Genomic DNA, 17,346 nt, shown 5'->3' with positions numbered 1-17,346 from the left:
CAAGCATGTCCGACGACGAGCCGACGCAGTTGCCCGCCCCACTGCGACGCGACCGCATCCGCGAGCTCCTCGATGAGCGCGGTTTCGTGCGCGTCGCCGACATCTCCGACGACTTCGGCGTCTCCCGGGTGACCGCCCGGACGGACCTCGACACCCTCGTCGACCAGGGCGAGGCCGTCCGCGTGCACGGAGGTGCGATGCCCGTGCAGGGACGCGGCGCCGTCGAGTCGCCGATCGAACTCGCGACCGCGACCTCGGCCCACGCGAAGCAGCGGATCGGAGAGGCGGCGGCCGCGATGGTGCGCTCCGGTCAGAGCGTGATCGTCGACGTCGGCAGCACCGGCCTCGCCCTCGCCCGCGCGCTCAAGGCTCGCCGCGACCTCGCCGACGTCGTGGTCATCACGAACGGCCTGACCATCGCGCTCGAACTCGAGTCGGAGATCCCGAGGTTCTCGGTGATCGTCACTGGTGGATCGCTTCGGCCGCTCCAGCATTCGCTCGTCGATCCGCTCGCCGGTTCGCTGCTCGGCCAGGTCCACGCCGATCTCGCCTTCATCGGGTGCAACGGTGTCGACGCAGGCCATGGCGTGACCAACGTCAACCTGCCCGAGGCCGAGGTGAAGGCCAGGATGGTTCGCGCCGCCGAGCGGGTGGTCGTGGTCGCCGACGCCTCGAAGCTCGGTGTGCGGCAGCTCGGCCGGATCGCCGGCCTCGAGGCTTTTGACGCCCTCCTCACCGACGACGGGGCCGCGCCCGAAACCATCGCACTCCTCCGGGAAGCGGGACTCGCGGTGACGCTGGTCCCACTCGGCGACTGACCTCGCGCCGCGTGCCGCTGCGCCCCGGCACTCGCGCGCCGACGGCCCGGTGCGGCAGCATGGTCGCATGAGTGATCGAGCGCATCCTGCCGTGTCCATCGTCGAGCAGACGCTGCGTGATCGCGGGGCCCAGGGCGAGATCACCTGGCTCGACGATGCTGCTCGAACCGCGGCGCAAGCAGCGGAGGCCCTGGGGATCGAGGTCGGGGCGATCGCGAACTCCCTCGTGTTCACGCTCGACGGCGAGCCGACCCTGATCCTCACGAGCGGTGCCCATCGTGTCGACACCGTCTGGGTGGGCGAGCGGCTCGGTGGACGGCTGAAGCGTGCTGACGCCGAGGTCGTCAGGGCGGCGACGGGACAGGTCATCGGCGGCGTCGCGCCCGTCGGTCACCCGGAACCGATCCGCACCTACGTGGACGAGGCGCTCGCCGCCTACCCGGAGGTCTGGGCCGCAGCCGGCCATGCGCACACGGTGTTCCCGACGACCTTCGAGGAGCTCGTGCGAGTGACCGGCGGGCAGATCATCGCGGTGGAGCCGCCGAAGGATCCTGCGGGGTCGTCGGCAGCTGCGTCGATGTAGCCACCGGAGCGGCCATGGCGTTCGGCGGCGTCCCCTGCTGCTTCGTCACCCGGCTCGGCGGCAGCGGAGCCGTCGCGGTCACGCCGTTCCTGCGCCCCCACCAGGTGCTCACGACGGCTGCCGCGACACAGAGCGCCATCGGGATGAGCATGAACGGTCCGCCGGCGCCCTCGCCCCGTTCGAAGACCTGGTCGGTCTGCGACATGAGGGCTGTGGGGACGAGGAGGAGGACGTTGTTCGTCGCGTGGATGAGCACCGGAGCCTCGAGGCCGCCGGTCCCTCGGGCGGCGAAGGACATCGAGGCGCCGAACACGAAGTAGTAGGCGATGAGCCAGGGGTCGCCCGCGAAGTGCACCGAGGCGAAGACCGCGCCGGAGACGACGGTGCCGACGAGGAACGCGGTGATCGGTCGACTGAACCAGGATCCGACGGAGCGCTGGATGAGGCCGCGGGCCCCGTACTCCTCGCCGGCAGACTGCAGCGGCGTCGTGAGGATCACGACGGCGAGCATCGCGATCATGGTGCCGTCGACCACGATGGGCTCGAGCGGGGAGAGCAGGACGGACGCGCCGACGTACACGATCCACACCGGGACGATGATGAGCGCGAGACGCCCGAGCCAGTGCCAGCGGAAGCGCCCCTCCGCCGAGGAGAGCCACCGTGGACGGACACCGAAGATCGCCCACTGGATGAGCATCGACACCGGGATGAGCGCGGCGAGCGACAGGTTGTTCGCGAGCATCGTCACCGGCGTCAGCGTCATGAGGCCATTCGCGACGTCGTCGAGCGTGTACGCCCCGGTGGCCACGTCCACGATGAGCGCGATGCCGCCGAGCGCGATCGAGAGGATCAGGAACCCGACGACGAGCAGGAGGAGCGCGAGTGCGCCACGCCACCAGGCTGGTGCGGCGCGGAGGGCGTGGTCGTACGTCGCGAGCTGCCGCTGAGGCACTGCTGGATCGACGGGCGTCGAGGCCGACGTCGAGGCCGGTGTCGTCGAGGGTGATGGCGAAGGCGTCTGCGGGTCCTGTCCAGGGTTCGTCATGCTGCCAGGGTAGGCAGCCGTCGCGGCAGCACGCGTCCCCCGAGCGATGGACGACGAGCGACGGATACCCAGTGATAGACCTGGTCTCGAACGCTCGACGGTGGGAGACTGACCGGTATGGCCGGACATCGCATCTTCACGACGAGCTTCGCCAGCGTGTACCCGCTCTACGTCGCGAAGGTGGAGCGGAAGGGCCGTACGAAGGCCGAGGTGGATCAGGTCATCACCTGGCTCACCGGCTATGACGACGCCGCGATCGAACGGGTGCTCGCCGACGGTACGGACTTCGAGACCTTCTTCGCCGACGCGCCGGCGATGCACCCCGATGCGTCGCTCATCACGGGCCTCATCTGCGGCATCCGCGTCGAGGAGATCGAGGACCCCCTCATGCAGCGCGTCCGTCAGCTGGACAAGCTCGTGGACGAGGTCGCGAAGGGGAAGAAGATGACCTCGATCCTCCGCACCTCCGCCTGACGGCCGAACGCGAGACCCTCCGATGACGCACCGGGCCGCCGCGCGAGTGCGCGACGGCCCGGTGCTCGGAACCCGGTCGGATCAGTGCGCGAGCACCGGCTCCGCGGACGCCTCCGGGGCGTGGTGCAGGGCGAGTCCCTGGTTGCGTCGGCGGAACAGCAGCGCCGCCGTCACCGCACCGACCGCGAAGAACCCGGCACCCCAGAAGTACGCGGTCTGGTAGCTCTGGATCGCGGCCTGCGCCAGCACCTCGGGGGTGGGCGGCGCGTTGTCGGTCACGTACGCCGTGGCGGCGCTCGCCGCGAGGGTGTTGAGCAGCGCCACACCGATCGACCCTCCGACCTGCTGGCTCGTGTTCACCGTCGCCGAGGCGACCCCGGCGAACGCCCGGTCGACACCGAGCGTCGCGGTCTGCATCGAGGCGGGCATGATCGATCCCATCGCGAAGCCGAGCACCATGAGCGCGGGCATGACGTTGCCGACATAGGAGCTGTCGAGGTCGAGTCGGGTGAGGAGGAGCATGCCGATCGCCCCGAGCGTCATGCCGAACGGCACCATGACCTTCGGCCCGAACCGCGGGACGAGGAGGTTGGTCCCCAGCTGTGCGGCGAGCACGAGCATCGCGATCATCGGGAGGAAGGCGAAGCCCGTCTGCTGCGGTGAGTACCCGAGCGAGGCCTGTAGGTAGTAGGTGACGAAGAGGAAGATGCCGAACATCCCGGCCCCGGCGATCATGACCGAGATGAACGCGGCGCCGCGGTTGCGGTCGAGGACGATCGACAACGGGAGGAGCGGGTGCGCGGCCCGGCGCTGCCAGAGGACGAACGCGACGAGGAGGACGGCTGCGGCAGCGAGGAAGGCCCAGCTGAGCGGCGAGTCCCAGCCGTCGGTCTCGGCATTGGCGAAGCCGTAGACGAGGCTGAACAACGCACCTGAGACGAGGACGGTGCCCGGAACGTCGAGCTTGGGGCGGGGGCCGGTCGTCTTCGGGGTGGTGATGAAGAGGACCGCCCCGACGATGGCGACCACGGCGATCACGACGTTGATGTACAGGTTCCAACGCCAGTCGAACTGCTCGGTGAGGAATCCGCCGAGGAGGAGTCCGACCGCGCCACCCGCGCCGGCGATCGCACCGAAGACGCCGAACGCGCGGGCGCGCTCCTTCGGGATCGTGAAGGTGGTCGTGAGCATCGCGAGCGCGGTCGGTGCGAGGAGGGCGGCGAAGACGCCCTGCAGCGCCCGTGCGGCGACGAGGGTGCCGAACGAATCGGCGGCGCCTCCGAGGGCCGAGGCGATCGCGAACCCGACGAGCCCGATGATGAACGCCCGCTTCCGGCCCATGAGGTCGGACAGGCGTCCGCCGAGGAGCAGCAGGCTGCCGAAGGCGAGCGAGTAGGCAGTGACGATCCACTGGCGGTCGCCGTCGGAGAATCCGAGGTCTGCCTGGGCGGCGGGCATCGCAATGTTCACGACGGTGGCGTCGAGCACGACCATGAGCTGGGCGAGGCCGACGGTGACGAGCGTCCACCAGCGGCGTGAGGAGACGGCCGGGGTTCCGGCAGTACTGTTCGAAGTCATGACCAGGAGCATATACGGAACCGAGGAGTTTCGAAACCAAACAGTTCCAGAACTATGAAGTTCCTGAACTATGCTGTTCCGGGAGACGAAAGGGAGGTGGGCCGCGATGACGCAGCTCGAGACTCCGATCGACGCCCCGAAGCTCGGACGCAAGCGTGACCACTCCCGCGACGCGGAGATTCTGGAGGCGGCGCTCGACGTCCTCGCCGACACGGGCTACGCCGGGATGACGGTCGATATGGTCGCCGCGCGGGCGAAGGCCGGCAAGGCGACGCTCTACCGCCGATGGGCGTCGAAGTCCGAACTCGTGATCGACGCGGTCGCCTGCATGAAGCAGATCGATCCCGACTTCTCGAAGCTGCCCGACACCGGCTCACTCCGCGGCGACCTCGTCGCGATGATCAAGGCGCCGTCCATCGCCGAGGGCGAGCGCAAGATGCGTGTGTTCGCCGGCGTGATGTCGATGATCTCGGATGCCCCGGAGCTCACCGAGTCCATCCATGCGGCGATCGTGGAGCCGCGCATGGCGGTCAACCGCTTCCTGTTGCAGCGCGCGATCGACCGCGGTGAGATCCGCGCGGACGCCGATGTGGAGACCCTTGCGCTGATCAGCCAGGCGATGGTGAGCTATCGCGTCCTCATGCTGCGGGAGCCGGTGACACGTGACTTCCTCATCTCGGTGATCGACGGCGTCATCATCCCGGCCGTCCGGAAGTAGCTCGATGACCGACGGACCCGCCCGATCTCGAACCGGGCTGCTCGATCGAGCGGCACCGGTCCACCTCGGGACACCGGACGCCCCACTGCGCTTCACTGGTTTCCGCGAGCCCGGTGGACGCCACCTCATCGTCGATGGCGCGCAGGCGTTCGAGTTGAGCTTCCCGTGCGGAAGCTGCGCGCTGCTGTTCCGTCGTCTGGACGAGGCTGCTCGGGCGCTCGCCGCAGACGCACTGCACGATCACCTGGACGAGGGCGTGCCCGCGATCGACAATCCTTCGTTACGCGACCTCGTGTCGACGATCCTGCCCGAGGGGACCTACCTGCCGCTCCTGCTGTCCATCGAGCCCGTCCTGGTCGCTCCGGGTGACGATCACGACTATTTCTCGCGGGAACAGGTCGTGCATCGCGGTATCGACCCCACGCTCGGTGCGCCGGAGGACCCGGCGACCGCGTATTACCGCGGCTCGACCCGTACGACCGGCGAGCACGAGACCCTCTTCGAGTTCCTGGTGCCGATGGTGCAGCCCGGTCGGAACGACCGCGAGCGCGTGGCCTCGTACGAGGAGCGGCTTCGAGCCGGGGGAGCGGCGACCGTGCTCGCGGTCTCCGTGCTGGACCGGACGCAGCCGTTCGACAGCTTCGACGCCCACACCGGTCTTGTGCATTTCGTCCTCGACGGCCACCACAAGTTGGAAGCAGCTGCACGTGTCGGGGTCGCGATCACCGTCTTGTCGTTCGTGTCGATCGACGCGAGCCTCGCTGACGAGGCGACGGCGATCGGCCTCCCGGAGCTGCTCGCGCGCTGATCACATCGAGTGTGAGACCGGGTGGATCACGCAGCGCTGGATCCCCCGATCCCTGCGCGACCCACCGGTCGAGGCGATGAGCGTCGCGCACCCCTGTCGCGAGCACACAGCCCACTGACGCGTGGACTGCGTCGGCATCACCTCCATCAGTGTGACACGAATAAGTCGTTCGTACCAGTTAGAGAAAGACGTCGGCTGTGTGAGCTCCGAGCCTCTAGGCTGAGGCCCCGACCGGCCACGGTCGACGGATACGGCGCCGATGGATCGGAGTCGGAACACAGGCTGTCCGAGGAGGTCAGGATGCCGGGGACGCGACGAACGCCGACGCAGGAGCGCGGGCAGGTGACGCAGGACGCGATCGTCGAGGGTGCCGCGACCGTCTTCGACCGCATCGGTTACGGGAACGCGAGTCTGTCGATGATCGCGGAGGCGTCCGGGATCTCGCAGGGGTCCATGTACTTCCACTTCAAGTCGAAGGAGCAGATCGCCCTCGCGGTCATCCACGAGCAGCACGACCGGTCGATGCCGCTCATGGCACGGGTGTCGGAACAGTACGACGGAGTCCTCGAGCGGCTCATCCGCATTTCTCGCGCCATGGTCGACCAACTCGAGAACGACCCGGTCGTCCGCGCCGGGATCAGACTCACGCTCGATGAGGGTTCGCTGAGCCAACCGGCCGGCGCGTTCTACGAGGACTGGATCTCGGGGACGGCCGCTCAGCTCGACCTGGCGCTGCAGGCCGGCGACCTTGTGAGCTCGATGTCGGCACCGGACCTGGCCCGCACGCTGATCGGATTCTTCACCGGTGTCCAGCTCACCGCTCAGGCGACGGTCGGTCGCTCGGACATCGCAGCGTCGGTCGACCGCATGTGGCGGCTCGCGATCGACGCCATCGTCCCCGAGACGAGGCGGGCAGCGGCGACGCAGATCCGGGAGGACTCGTTCGGCGCTGCGGGCGATGAGCACCCGGCACGACCTGCCGCGTCGATGTAGCGATCCACGCTGGACGGGCGACGACCGGACATCCCGACGTGACACGGTCGACAACCGCGTCCGTGGTGGGCCCGGTGGGGCTCGAACCCACGACCCGCGGATTAAAAGTCCGATGCTCTGCCAACTGAGCTACAGGCCCATACGCGCTCTACTCTACGAGATTTCGACGGCACCCGTTGACGCGCGGGTCCGGGCGACGGGGGGAGGATCGCCCGCCGGGACGAGTACCGTTGTCGGGTGCGCGAAGCGCGTCGCAGGGAGGAGCAGGCATGACCGAGGGATTCCATCGTCCGACGAAGCTGCCGCCGTCGATGCTCGAAGCGATCCAGGGTGGTCTCGACCCGGAGGCCGTGTCGAGGATCACGCACGAGACGGCCGTCGCACTCCTCACCCGGGTGCGGGCGGACCCGGACCCTGCCGTGGTGGATCGCCTCGTGACGTACACGGACGAGCACGGGATCGACGCCATCGCGGAACTCTGGTCGCACGCCAGTCCGCGGAGTCTCCCAGGAGCCCTCTGGCGGATCTACCTACTGCGCCTGCTCATCCGGCAGGACCCGGTGGGGACGAGCTTCAGCTTCCAGCGGGGCACCGAGCTCATCACCACCGTCGACCCCGTGATCGCCGGCGCGGCCGAACCGACCGGGCCTGAGGAGATCATCGTCCTCGCCGACCAGATCCTCCGTGGCCTCTACACCGGTGACTTCGCGATCGCCCTCGAGCGGGCGGCCTCCTTCTGCCGGATCAACGCGGTCGGCTGCACCTCCCTCGCGGACGACCGGGACGCCGTCGACCCCGCAGACGCCGCTAGACTCACCACGAAAGCCGCGCGGTTCGGCACCATCGCCGAGGAACTCGCCGGCTGCGCGCGGCTGTGGCGCACCGACTCCCTGGACTGACGCGACCCGTCCGGTCAAGGCCCGGTACCTGGGAATATCCATCGCCGATCACTTGCTACACTGATTCAGCCGGGCCGCAGTAACCCCGGGCTCCAAAAATCGCCGCTTCGAGCGGCCTTGCGCCGAGAGGCGTTTCTGCGGCCTGGCACTTGCTTTCTCCGGAGGTCTTCGCCCTCCTGCCGCCCATTCCGTGATGACACCGGAACTGGGGTGTCGAATCGCGTCGATTCCTCCAATCGGATCCCGGGTCGGCACCGAACTCCGTGTATGACCGCCGCACTGTACACGCAGACCCGACCTCGGGTGGGCGTCGCGCAAATGGCCGGTGTCCGTGAGAAGCTAAGACTTGTGACCACGGGACCGGAAGCCGACGCTGCACCGCAGGTGTCATTGGCGAACGTGCTCGACGCGCTCCTCGTCCGAGTGGCCGGCGGCGACCAGGTCGCGTTCAGCGAGCTGTACGACCACATCGCCCCGCGGGTCCTCGGACTCGTCAAGCGGGTGCTCGTCGACCACGCGCAGTCCGAAGAGGTCACCCAGGAGGTGTTCCTGGAGGTCTGGCAGAACGCCCAGAAGTTCGAGGCGGGCAAGGGCACGGCGACGACCTGGGTGCTCACCATGGCCCACCGTCGTGCGATCGACCGCGTGCGCGCCTCACAGGCCGGACGCGACCGCGATCTCAAGATCGGCATCCGCGACTTCGACGAGCGTGTCGACAACGTGCAGGAGACGGTCGAGATCCGGATCGAGCACGAACGCGTCAAGCGGGCCTTCGTCCGGTTGAGCGAGCTGCAACGCGAGGCTGTTTCGCTCGCCTACTACGGCGGCTACAGTCACAGCGAGATCTCGAACCTGCTCGGCGTGCCGATCGGCACGGTGAAGACCAGGTTGCGAGACGGAATGATCAGACTTCGAGACGAGTTGGGGGTGCGTACATGACCGAGCGAGACGATGCAACAGACCTGGCAGCCGGAAACGCGCTGCACACCCTGACCCCGCGCGAGCAGGAGCGGTTCGACCGCCTGCGAGCCGAACACGAGTCCGTCCGCGAGGAAGCGGCGGAATTCGAGGAGACCGTCGCCATGCTCGACCTCGCAGCACCTCCCGTGCAGCCGTCGGCAGCGCTCAAGAACTCGCTCATGGCCGCGATCCAGAACCTGCCGCAGCTGTCCGCTGACGCCCCCGTCGATGCTCCTGTCGCCGAGGTGCAGGCGCTTCCGACCGCGGTCCCGGAGGTCGACGAGACGCCGGTCTCGACACCGACGACCACGCCGCCCGCTGCAGCAGCGACCACCCCGGTGGTCGGTGCGGCGGAACGCAAGGCCGCCTCACGGTGGCGTCGCAGCGTCGTCGGCATGGTGGTCGGCGCCGCAGCAGCGGTCGGCCTCATCTTCGGCGGTGTCGGACTCGCGAACACCTTCGGTGGTGGATCCCTCACGCAGACGGTCGCGCTCGCGGAGATCAACGCGGCGTCCGACGTCCAGCGCGCGAAGGTGTCGATGGACGATGCGACGGCGACCCTCGTCTGGTCGGGTGAGCTCGGCAAGTCCGCCCTGCTCGTCGACGGACTCGGGTCCCTGCCGTCGGACAAGGTCTACGAACTCTGGTACATCGGCGAGGGAGGCCCGGTCTCGGCCGGCACCTTCTCGGCAGCGAACGGCACCACCTGGCGTGTCCTCGACGGCGCCATGAGTGCGGGGGACAAGGTCGGCGTGACGGTCGAGCCGCAGGGTGGCTCCAAGCAGCCCACCACCGATCCGATCATGGTCATCGAGACGGCGTAGTCCGTTCCCTCCGGTCCGCGAGAGCCTGTCGGCAGGCTTCACCTCGACAGACTCGCGGACGTGCTGCAGACGACGACAGCCCCGCCCGGGAATCCCGGGCGGGGCTGTCGTGATGCCGGCGTCAGATCAACCGAAGCGACCCGAGACGTAGTCCTCGGTCGCCTGGACGGACGGCTTCGAGAACATCGTCGTGGTGTCGTCGTACTCGATGAGCTTGCCCGGTTTGCCGGTGCCCGCGATGTTGAAGAACGCGGTCTTGTCGCTGACGCGGCTCGCCTGCTGCATGTTGTGCGTCACGATCACGATCGTGTACTCCTGCTTGAGCTCCTCGATGAGGTCTTCGATGGCGAGCGTGGAGATCGGGTCGAGGGCCGAGCAGGGCTCGTCCATCAGGACGACGTCGGGGGAGACGGCGATGGCGCGGGCGATGCAGAGACGCTGCTGCTGACCACCGGAGAGGCCGGAGCCCGGCTTGTCGAGGCGGTCCTTCACCTCGTTCCAGAGGTTGGCGCCCTGGAGCGAACGCTCGACGAGCGCGTCCTGGTCGGACTTCGACATCTTCCGGTTGTTGAGCTTGACGCCCGCGAGCACGTTCTCCTTGATGCTCATCGTCGGGAACGGGTTCGGGCGCTGGAAGACCATGCCGACCTGGCGACGGACGAGGACCGGGTCGACGCCCGGGCCGTAGAGGTTGTTGCCGTCGATGAGGACCTCACCCTCGACGCGTGCGCCGGGGATCACCTCGTGCATGCGGTTCAGGGTGCGGAGGAAGGTCGACTTCCCACAGCCGGAGGGGCCGATGAACGCGGTGACCGTGCGGGGCTGGATCTGGAGGGAGACGCCCTCGACGGCCATGAAGCTGCCGTAGAAGACGTTGAGGTCGTTGACTTCGATGCTCTTGGACACGGGGTTCCTTTGCTCGCGGCCTAGCGGCCGAACTTGGGGGCGAAGATCTTGGCGATGAGTCGGGCGATGAGGTTCAGCGCCATGACGATGAGGATGAGGACGAGCGCGCCGGTCCAGGCGCGGTCCACGTAGGAGGCCCCGTCTGTGCCCTGGTTCGCGTACTGGGTGTACACGAAGACCGGGAGGGTCATCATCGGGCCGTCGAAGAGGTTGTAGTTCATGCTCTGGGTGAAGCCGGCGATGATCAGGAGGGGCGCGGTCTCACCGATGACGCGGGCGACGGCGAGCGTCACGCCGGTGATGATGCCGGCGATCGAGGTCGGGAGGACGATCTTGAGGATGGTCAGCCACTTCGGCACACCGAGCGCGTAGGAGGCCTCGCGCAGTTCGTTCGGAACGAGCTTGAGCATCTCCTCGCTCGACCGCACGACGACGGGGATCATGAGCAGCGACAGCGCGATGGCGCCGCCGATGCCGAGCCGGACGCCCGGGCCGAAGAAGATCGCGAGGAGGGCGAACGCGAACAGGCCGGCGACGATCGACGGGATGCCGGTCATGACGTCGACCAGGAAGGTGATGCCCTGTGCCAGCCGTCCACGGCCGTACTCGACGAGGTAGATGGCGGTCAGGATGCCGATCGGGATGGAGATGATCGACGTGGCCAGCGTGATGAGCAGCGTGCCGGTGATGGCGTGCAGCGCGCCACCGCCCTCACCGACGACGTTCCGCATCGACAGCGAGAAGTAGTTGAGGTCGAACCGGGCGGCGCCGGCCGAGATCACCGTGATGGCGACCGAGACGAGCGGCAGGAGGGCGACGACGAAGGCCGCGGTCACCAGGGTGGTGAGCAGGCGGTCCTTGGCTTTCCGGCGACCTTCGACCATGAGTGACGCGACGTAGACGGTGACCGCGTAGAGCGCGGCGCCGAGCACGACGGCCCCGGGGACGTTGTAGCTCTTGTCGGCGGTCGACTGCTGCAGCAGCAGGAAGATGACTCCGCTGACGATGAGGCTGCCCGCGAGGATGGTGAGCGGAGCGAACTTCGGCAGCTTGCCCGCGGTGAGCGAGTTGGAGAACGGCGTGGCGATGGACGCCTGACGGCGGTCGGTCGTGGCGGTCATCAGTTCGCTCCCGAGAATTCTTTACGACGGTTGACGATGAGTCTGGCGATGAAGTTCACCACGAAGGTGATGATGAACAGGATCAGGCCGGTGGCGATGAGCTTGTTCACGTCGATGCCGAAGGACTCGGGGAAGTTCAGGGCGATGTTCGCCGCGATGGTGTTCGGGTTGCTCGAGGTGAGCAGGAAGAACGAGTAGACGGCGGCGGGGGAGAGCACGAGGGCCACAGCCATCGTCTCGCCGAGCGCTCGTCCGAGGCCCAGCATCGAGGCGGACACGATGCCGGGACGGCCGAACGGCAGGACCGCCATCTGGATCATCTCCCAGCGCGTCGCGCCGAGCGCGAGTGCGGCCTCCTCGTGGAGCTTCGGGGTCTGGAGGAAGATCTCCCGGGAGATGGCCGTGATGATCGGGATGATCATGACCGCGAGCACGAGGGCGACGGTGAGGATCGTACGACCGGTGCCGGACACCGTGCCACCGAAGAGCGGGATCCATCCGAGGTTCTCGGACAGCCAGGCGAAGAAGGGCTGGACGAACGGCGCGAGCACGAGCGCGCCCCAGAGGCCGTAGACGACCGACGGCACGGCGGCCAGGAGGTCGATGACGTAGCCGAGGGCGACCGCGAGTCGTCGCGGCGCGTAGTGGGTGATGAAGAGCGCGATCCCGAGCGAGAGCGGCACGGCGATCGCGAGGGCGAGGATGGCCGCCCAGATGGTTCCGAAGACGAAGGGGCCGACGTAGGCCCAGAAGCTCGTCGGAGCACCGGTGAACGACGAGGAGTCGGCCGTGAGGGCCGGGAACGCCTGGACGATGAGGAAGATCGCGACCGCCGCCAGGATGACGAGGATGAGCGATCCGGAGACGAGGGAGAGCGTCGAGAAGACGCGGTCGCCGACTCGTTGCTTGGCTTTGGGTCTCGCAGCTAGGGCCTCGACAGCCATGGGTTCCCGTTCTCTCGATGCGATGGTGGTGCCCCTCGACGGACTCGGGGAGCGGCTACTGCGGGTGTTGCGAGTACTGGTGACGCAGGTCGAGCGTGCCGGGCAGGGCCCGGCACGCTCGACCGTTGGACTACTTGATGGACGCGATCGCGTCCTGGACCTTCTTGGCGAGGTCGGCGGAGAGCGGCGCAGCACCGGCCGACTTCGCAGCCTCTTCCTGGCCGGCGTCGCTGGCGATGTAGCCGGCGTACGCCTTGACGAGGTCGGCGACCTTCGGGTCGGCGTACTCCTGGCAGGCGATGAGGTAGCTCACGAGCACGATCGGGTAGTGGGTCGCGTCCGTGGTCTCGCGGTCGAGCTTGATGGCGATGTCGTTCGCCTCGCGGCCTTCGACGAGCGGCGAGCCCTCGACGACGGCGGCAGCACCCTCGGCGCTGTACTCGACGAACTCCTCGCCGACCTTGATCTTCGCGACACCGAGGTCGCCGGCCTTCGACGCGTCGGCGTAGCCGATGGTGCCGGTGCCGCCCTTGACGGTGTCGACGACACCGGAGGTGCCCTTGGCGCCCTCACCCGACTGGAACGGGAAGGTGTCGGCCGGCTCAGCGGTCCAGACGTCGGGCGCGTTCTTGCCCAGGTAGTCGGCGAAGTTCTTCGTCGTACCCGAGTCGTCCGAACGGTGGACGGCGGTGATGGCCGTGGAGGGGAGCTTCGCGTCGGGGTTCAGAGCGACGATCGCCGGGTCGTCCCAGCTGGTGATCTGACCCGCGAAGATCTTCGCGATGGTCGAGGCGTCGAGGTTGAGCTCGTCGACACCCTCGATGTTGAAGATGACCGCGATGGGGGAGATGTAGACCGGGAGGTCGATCGCCTTGGTGTCCGCTGCGCATGCGGCGAAGGTGCTCGTGAGCTCCTCGTCGGACAGCGCCGAGTCGGAACCGGCGAACTGCACACCGCCGGCGATGAACGCCTTGCGGCCGGCGCCGGAGCCGTCGGGGGAGTAGTTGATGGTGACGTCCGGGTTGGCCGTCTGGAAGGCGGCGACCCAGGCTTCCTGGGCGCTGCCCTGCGACGATGCGCCGCTACCGGCCAGGCTGCCCTTGAGGTCGCTGGCGGCTGCGCTCGTGGCTGTGGCGCCGCCTTCGTTGGCCGCACAGGAGGTCAGTGCGACGGCTGCGACTGCTGCTACGACCGCGACGCGGCCGAAACGTGAGAACTTCACAGGGATGTCCATTCATTGGTGTGGGTGCGAGCCGGTGCTGGCTCGTCAGTGACGCTAACCATGCGGCATGACGAGCATCCCCCGTGATGGTAAACAACGGGTGAACGGATATCGACGGATTCATGGCGTCCGACGTGGCGACGCCGCGAGTGCACCACGAACGGCCCCTGTTCAGGGGGGCGATCGGATGGGTCAGACGCGGGGTTCGTGCGTCTCGATCGCGATGATGCCGGAGCTCGGATTCGTTCGGGAGAGGTGCACGATGGAGAACGCCCCGGTCTCGAGTGCGGCGGCGCTCCCGAGGTAGGAGCCTCGGGTGGACCCGGTGGCGAGCGCGATCTCGTGCAGGATCTCGGGGAGGACCGGCCCGTGGCTGCAGAGGATGGCCGTCTTGAGCGCCCGGACACGGCGACCGACGACCCGGCGGACGTCGGATTCGCCCCGCTCGTAGGCGTCCTGGCTGATGAGGTCGGAGCGTTTGGGCTCGATGCCCGCGGCCGCGGCGATCGGGCTGACGGTGCTGACGCAGCGCACGGCCGTGCTCGTCACGATCTTGCGGGGGCCGAAGGCCAGCAGGGTCGGGACGTTCCCCGCGGCCTGCTTGACCCCGCGCGGCGCCAGTGGCCTGGTCGCGTCCTCGCCGGACCATTCCGAGGGTGACGTGGCCTTCCCGTGGCGCATCGCGATGAGGGCGAAGGTCGCGGTGACGCCTTCGTCGACCAACGCGGCGAAGGCGTCGAGGATCTCCACGTCGCGCTCGTAGCTGAGGTAGCTCCGTGCCCGTTTGACGGTGACCCACTCCAGAGCTGCGACCTCGCCGTTCGGGATGAACGTGCTCTCGCGGACGGCCTGGTCGGTGACCTCCGCGGACCAGTAGTGGACGATCTTCTCGCGACCGCTCGACAGGGGGTACGTGGAGACGCCGAGCGGCACACCGAGGTGGACGCTCAGGCCGGTCTCCTCTTTGATCTCCCGCACGGCCGTCTGCGCGAGCGTCTCCCCGGGATCGACCTTGCCCTTGGGGATCGTGACGTCGCCGTACACCGTCCGGTGGATGACGAGGAGGTGGACCTTGCCGTCGATGAGGCGCCAGCACACGGCACCGGCTGCGTAGATTGCCGTCGTCGTCATAGTCACTGCCTCGTCGTGTCGTGGTGCTCGGGTGGGTCGCGCTGCGGAGTCGTCAGCGACGGTTCCTCGGCCGGCGGCGGGCCGCGGTCTCGAGCATGAGGGAGTCTTGCAGATCCGTGAGCGGTCGTCCGTCAGCGTCGACCGCGTGGCGCGTCCAGACGCCGTCGGCGTCGAGCCACCACGACGACGTCTGCTCATCGAGTGCCTGCTCGAACATCGCGGCGGTCGCTTCGAGGTGCTTCGGGTCGGTGAGCCTGACGAGCGCCTCGACGCGGCGGTCGAGATTGCGGTGCATCATGTCGGCACTGCCGATGAACACGTGCGGGTCGCCGTCGTTGTGGAACGAGAAGATGCGAGAGTGTTCGAGGTAGCGCCCCAGGATGGAGCGCACGCGGATCGTCTCGCTCATCCCCGGCTGGCCGGGCTTCAGCGCGCAGATCCCGCGGACCCACAGGTCGACCGGGACCCCCGCTTGGCTGGCTCGGTAGAGCGCGTCGATGATCGCCTCGTCCACCATCGAGTTGACCTTGATGCGGATCCCGGACGGCTTGCCCTCCTCGGCGTTCGTGCGCTCCTGCTCGATGTGCTTGAGGAGGCCCTTGCGCAGGTGGCGCGGCGCGACGAGGAGGCGCTTGAACTTCTTCTCGATCGCGTAGCCGGACAGCTCGTTGAAGAGGCGGGTGAGGTCTTTGCCGACCTGGTCGTCGGCCGTGAAGAGACCGAGGTCCTCGTAGATGCGGCTCGTCTTCGGGTTGTAGTTGCCCGTACCGATGTGGCTGTAGTGGCGAAGGACCCCGCGCTCCTGTCGGACGACGAGCGCGAGCTTGCAGTGCGTCTTCAGTCCGACGAGGCCGTAGACGACGTGGACGCCGGCCTTCTCGAGCTTCCTGGCCCAGGAGATGTTGTTCTGCTCGTCGAACCGGGCCTTGATCTCGACCAGCGCGAGGACCTGCTTGCCGGCCTCCGCCGCGTCGATGAGTGCTTCCACGATGGGGCTGTCGCCCGAGGTCCGGTACAGGGTCTGCTTGATCGCGAGCACGTGCGGGTCGGCGGCGGCCTGCTCGATGAACGCCTGCACGCTCGTGGCGAAGGACTCGTACGGGTGGTGGACCAGGACGTCCTCACGGGCGATCGACCGGAAGAGGTCGGGCTTGCCGTTCGGTTCGTCGGGCTGGAACTGCAGCGCCGTGGTCGGTACCCGCTTCGGGTACTGGAGGTCCGGACGGTCGATGCCGGCGAGGCTGAAGAGGCCGCCGAGGTCGAGCGGCGATGGCAGGCGGTAGACCTCCTGCTCGGTGATGTCGAGTTCGCGGACGAGGAGTCCGAGGGTGACGTCGTCCATGTCGTCGGTGATCTCGAGCCGGATGGGCGGCCCGAACCGGCGGCGCAGCAGCTCCTTCTCGAGTGCCTGGATGAGGTTCTCGGTCTCGTCCTCCTCGATCACCATGTCCTCGTTGCGCGTGACGCGGAAGACGTGGTGGTCGACGATCTCCATGCCGGGGAAGAGGTGGCCGAGGTGGTTGGCGATGACCTCCTCGAGGGCGATGTAGCGCACGCTGGGGGCGGTGTCCAGCGACGCGGAACGGCGCTCCGCCGGACCGACGCGGACGAAGCGCGGCATCATCTGCGGGACCTTGAGCCGGGCGAACTCCTCGCGCCCGGTCCGGGTGTTCCGCACTCGGACCGCGAGGTTCAACGAGAGGCCGGAGATGTAGGGGAACGGGTGGGCCGGGTCCACCGCGAGCGGCATGAGCACCGGGAAGACCTGGTTGCTGAAGTATTCGCTGAGGTATTCGCGGTCGGCTGCGTCGAGTGAGTCCCAGGTGACGACCGTGACCCCGCGTTCGGCGAGGTCGGGGCGGACGAGGTCGTGCCAGGCGCGGGCGTGCCGTTCCTGCAGGACGTGCGCCTGCTGCGAGATCTCGGACAGGACGTCGGCCGGCGCGTTGCCGACGTTCGTCGGGACCGCCAGGCCCGTGAGGATGCGGCGCTTCAGGCCGGCGACCCGCACCATGAAGAACTCGTCGAGGTTCGAGGCGAAGATCGCGAGGAAGTTGGCGCGTTCGAGGACGGGCAGCGCGGGGTCTTCGGCGAGCTCGAGCACACGCTGGTTGAAGGCGAGCCAGCTGAGTTCGCGGTCGAGGTAGCGGTGTTCGGGCAGCGCGGGATCGTTCCGCTCGAAGGCGGGGTCGAAGTCCTCTTCGTCTCCATCGAGGCCGACATCGAGCACGGTTGGGTCTGCTGGCATGCCTTCATCATGACACCGTGGCGGGGGTGGTCGCGACGACTGCGGTGAACACTGTGTAAATGCCGCAGCGCCAC

17 protein-coding genes and 1 tRNA gene are annotated in these 17,346 nt (G+C 68.0%); 9 read left to right on the top strand and 9 right to left on the bottom strand.

The window, feature by feature from the left end; all coding sequences use genetic code 11:
* The first annotated feature begins 5 nt into the window (after positions 1-5).
* Together AC4PMY_RS03720 and AC4PMY_RS03715 are read left to right on the top strand one after the other, a co-directional pair.
* A complete protein-coding gene (locus tag AC4PMY_RS03720; protein WP_071259415.1) occupies positions 6-818 on the top strand; it encodes a DeoR/GlpR family DNA-binding transcription regulator in 813 nt (270 codons plus the stop codon).
* A gap of 67 nt (positions 819-885) precedes the next feature.
* A complete protein-coding gene (locus tag AC4PMY_RS03715) occupies positions 886-1,401 on the top strand; it encodes a YbaK/EbsC family protein (protein ID WP_491622047.1) in 516 nt (171 codons plus the stop codon).
* On the opposite strand, the gene AC4PMY_RS03710 is transcribed toward AC4PMY_RS03715, so the two are convergent.
* Positions 1,343-2,446, bottom strand: a complete 1,104-nt coding sequence (locus tag AC4PMY_RS03710; RefSeq protein ID WP_491622046.1) for a CPBP family intramembrane glutamic endopeptidase — start codon at positions 2,444-2,446, stop codon at positions 1,343-1,345. The two genes, AC4PMY_RS03715 and AC4PMY_RS03710, sit on opposite strands and share 59 nt — an antisense overlap.
* 117 nt (positions 2,447-2,563) lie before the next feature.
* On the opposite strand from AC4PMY_RS03710, the gene AC4PMY_RS03705 reads away from it, so the two are divergent.
* Complete coding sequence (locus AC4PMY_RS03705; RefSeq protein WP_064296615.1) at positions 2,564-2,920, top strand: DUF2200 domain-containing protein; 357 nt, start codon at positions 2,564-2,566, stop codon at positions 2,918-2,920.
* An 81-nt stretch (positions 2,921-3,001) separates the two neighbouring features.
* Here the strand turns inward: AC4PMY_RS03705 and AC4PMY_RS03700 are convergent, their stop codons facing one another.
* The gene (locus AC4PMY_RS03700) at positions 3,002-4,498 is read right to left on the bottom strand and encodes an MFS transporter (RefSeq protein ID WP_491622045.1); all 1,497 of its coding nucleotides are present in this window, start codon (positions 4,496-4,498) and stop codon (positions 3,002-3,004) included.
* 106 nt (positions 4,499-4,604) lie between these two features.
* On the opposite strand from AC4PMY_RS03700, the gene AC4PMY_RS03695 reads away from it, so the two are divergent.
* From AC4PMY_RS03695 to AC4PMY_RS03685, 3 genes are all read left to right on the top strand, one after another.
* Positions 4,605-5,216, top strand: coding sequence for a TetR/AcrR family transcriptional regulator (locus AC4PMY_RS03695; protein ID WP_137242109.1), 612 nt, complete (start codon positions 4,605-4,607; stop codon positions 5,214-5,216).
* 4 nt (positions 5,217-5,220) lie between these two features.
* Positions 5,221-6,024 carry a hypothetical protein gene (locus AC4PMY_RS03690; protein WP_491622044.1) on the top strand — a complete coding sequence of 268 codons (804 nt, stop codon included), beginning with the start codon at positions 5,221-5,223 and terminating at the stop codon, positions 6,022-6,024.
* Positions 6,025-6,324: 300 nt separating this feature from the next.
* Complete coding sequence (locus tag AC4PMY_RS03685) at positions 6,325-7,017, top strand: ScbR family autoregulator-binding transcription factor (RefSeq protein WP_491622043.1); 693 nt, start codon at positions 6,325-6,327, stop codon at positions 7,015-7,017.
* Positions 7,018-7,080: 63 nt separating this feature from the next.
* Here the strand turns inward: AC4PMY_RS03685 and AC4PMY_RS03680 are convergent.
* Positions 7,081-7,156, bottom strand: a tRNA-Lys gene (locus tag AC4PMY_RS03680).
* Positions 7,157-7,286: 130 nt separating this feature from the next.
* Here AC4PMY_RS03680 and AC4PMY_RS03675 point away from each other — a divergent pair.
* The 3 genes from AC4PMY_RS03675 (at position 7,287) to AC4PMY_RS03665 (ending at position 9,700) form a co-directional block, all read left to right on the top strand.
* Positions 7,287-7,916: a hypothetical protein gene (locus AC4PMY_RS03675; protein WP_064296611.1), complete on the top strand. Its 630-nt coding sequence runs from the start codon at positions 7,287-7,289 to the stop codon at positions 7,914-7,916.
* A gap of 318 nt (positions 7,917-8,234) precedes the next feature.
* Positions 8,235-8,855 (top strand): ECF RNA polymerase sigma factor SigK, encoded by a 621-nt coding sequence (gene sigK / locus AC4PMY_RS03670; protein WP_082916233.1) that lies wholly within the window; start codon positions 8,235-8,237, stop codon positions 8,853-8,855.
* Entirely contained in the window at positions 8,852-9,700 is an 849-nt protein-coding gene (locus AC4PMY_RS03665) for an anti-sigma factor (protein WP_079001790.1), read from the top strand. The genes sigK and AC4PMY_RS03665 overlap by 4 nt, the downstream gene beginning before the upstream one ends.
* 126 nt (positions 9,701-9,826) lie before the next feature.
* Here the strand turns inward: AC4PMY_RS03665 and pstB are convergent, their stop codons facing one another.
* The 6 genes from pstB to AC4PMY_RS03635 all read right to left on the bottom strand — a co-directional run bounded on the left by pstB (position 9,827) and on the right by AC4PMY_RS03635 (position 17,272).
* The gene (gene pstB, locus AC4PMY_RS03660; protein ID WP_056007815.1) at positions 9,827-10,606 is read right to left on the bottom strand and encodes a phosphate ABC transporter ATP-binding protein PstB; all 780 of its coding nucleotides are present in this window, start codon (positions 10,604-10,606) and stop codon (positions 9,827-9,829) included.
* 20 nt (positions 10,607-10,626) lie between these two features.
* Positions 10,627-11,727, bottom strand: coding sequence for a phosphate ABC transporter permease PstA (pstA, locus tag AC4PMY_RS03655; RefSeq protein WP_314138986.1), 1,101 nt, complete (start codon positions 11,725-11,727; stop codon positions 10,627-10,629).
* Entirely contained in the window at positions 11,727-12,671 is a 945-nt protein-coding gene (gene pstC / locus AC4PMY_RS03650; protein WP_064296608.1) for a phosphate ABC transporter permease subunit PstC, read from the bottom strand. The genes pstA and pstC overlap by 1 nt, the downstream gene beginning before the upstream one ends.
* A gap of 130 nt (positions 12,672-12,801) precedes the next feature.
* Entirely contained in the window at positions 12,802-13,893 is a 1,092-nt protein-coding gene (gene pstS / locus AC4PMY_RS03645; protein WP_491622042.1) for a phosphate ABC transporter substrate-binding protein PstS, read from the bottom strand.
* 192 nt (positions 13,894-14,085) lie between these two features.
* A complete protein-coding gene (locus tag AC4PMY_RS03640; protein ID WP_064296606.1) occupies positions 14,086-15,024 on the bottom strand; it encodes an NUDIX hydrolase in 939 nt (312 codons plus the stop codon).
* 52 nt (positions 15,025-15,076) lie between these two features.
* The gene (locus AC4PMY_RS03635) at positions 15,077-17,272 is read right to left on the bottom strand and encodes an RNA degradosome polyphosphate kinase (RefSeq protein WP_064296605.1); all 2,196 of its coding nucleotides are present in this window, start codon (positions 17,270-17,272) and stop codon (positions 15,077-15,079) included.
* Positions 17,273-17,346 lie beyond the last annotated feature (74 nt).

Source organism: Plantibacter sp. MDV22-iso1 (genome assembly GCF_058408345.1).
The sequence above is the reverse complement of the archived record's forward strand: the minus strand, read 5'-3'. Positions and strand labels throughout refer to the sequence as shown.

Bases quoted from the DNA above. Each gene is read 5' to 3' on its own strand.
- pstC (WP_064296608.1), bottom strand. From the start codon at position 12,671: ATGGCTGTCGAGGCCCTAGCTGCGAGACCCAAAGCCAAGCAACGAGTC.
- pstA (WP_314138986.1), bottom strand. From the start codon at position 11,727: ATGACCGCCACGACCGACCGCCGTCAGGCGTCCATCGCCACGCCGTTC.
- AC4PMY_RS03695 (WP_137242109.1), top strand. From the start codon at position 4,605: ATGACGCAGCTCGAGACTCCGATCGACGCCCCGAAGCTCGGACGCAAG.
- AC4PMY_RS03640 (WP_064296606.1), bottom strand. From the start codon at position 15,024: ATGACGACGACGGCAATCTACGCAGCCGGTGCCGTGTGCTGGCGCCTC.
- AC4PMY_RS03685 (WP_491622043.1), top strand. From the start codon at position 6,325: ATGCCGGGGACGCGACGAACGCCGACGCAGGAGCGCGGGCAGGTGACG.
- AC4PMY_RS03675 (WP_064296611.1), top strand. From the start codon at position 7,287: ATGACCGAGGGATTCCATCGTCCGACGAAGCTGCCGCCGTCGATGCTC.
- AC4PMY_RS03705 (WP_064296615.1), top strand. From the start codon at position 2,564: ATGGCCGGACATCGCATCTTCACGACGAGCTTCGCCAGCGTGTACCCG.
- AC4PMY_RS03700 (WP_491622045.1), bottom strand. From the start codon at position 4,498: ATGACTTCGAACAGTACTGCCGGAACCCCGGCCGTCTCCTCACGCCGC.
- AC4PMY_RS03690 (WP_491622044.1), top strand. From the start codon at position 5,221: ATGACCGACGGACCCGCCCGATCTCGAACCGGGCTGCTCGATCGAGCG.
- AC4PMY_RS03665 (WP_079001790.1), top strand. From the start codon at position 8,852: ATGACCGAGCGAGACGATGCAACAGACCTGGCAGCCGGAAACGCGCTG.
- AC4PMY_RS03635 (WP_064296605.1), bottom strand. From the start codon at position 17,272: ATGCCAGCAGACCCAACCGTGCTCGATGTCGGCCTCGATGGAGACGAA.
- AC4PMY_RS03715 (WP_491622047.1), top strand. From the start codon at position 886: ATGAGTGATCGAGCGCATCCTGCCGTGTCCATCGTCGAGCAGACGCTG.
- AC4PMY_RS03710 (WP_491622046.1), bottom strand. From the start codon at position 2,446: ATGACGAACCCTGGACAGGACCCGCAGACGCCTTCGCCATCACCCTCG.
- sigK (WP_082916233.1), top strand. From the start codon at position 8,235: ATGGCCGGTGTCCGTGAGAAGCTAAGACTTGTGACCACGGGACCGGAA.
- AC4PMY_RS03720 (WP_071259415.1), top strand. From the start codon at position 6: ATGTCCGACGACGAGCCGACGCAGTTGCCCGCCCCACTGCGACGCGAC.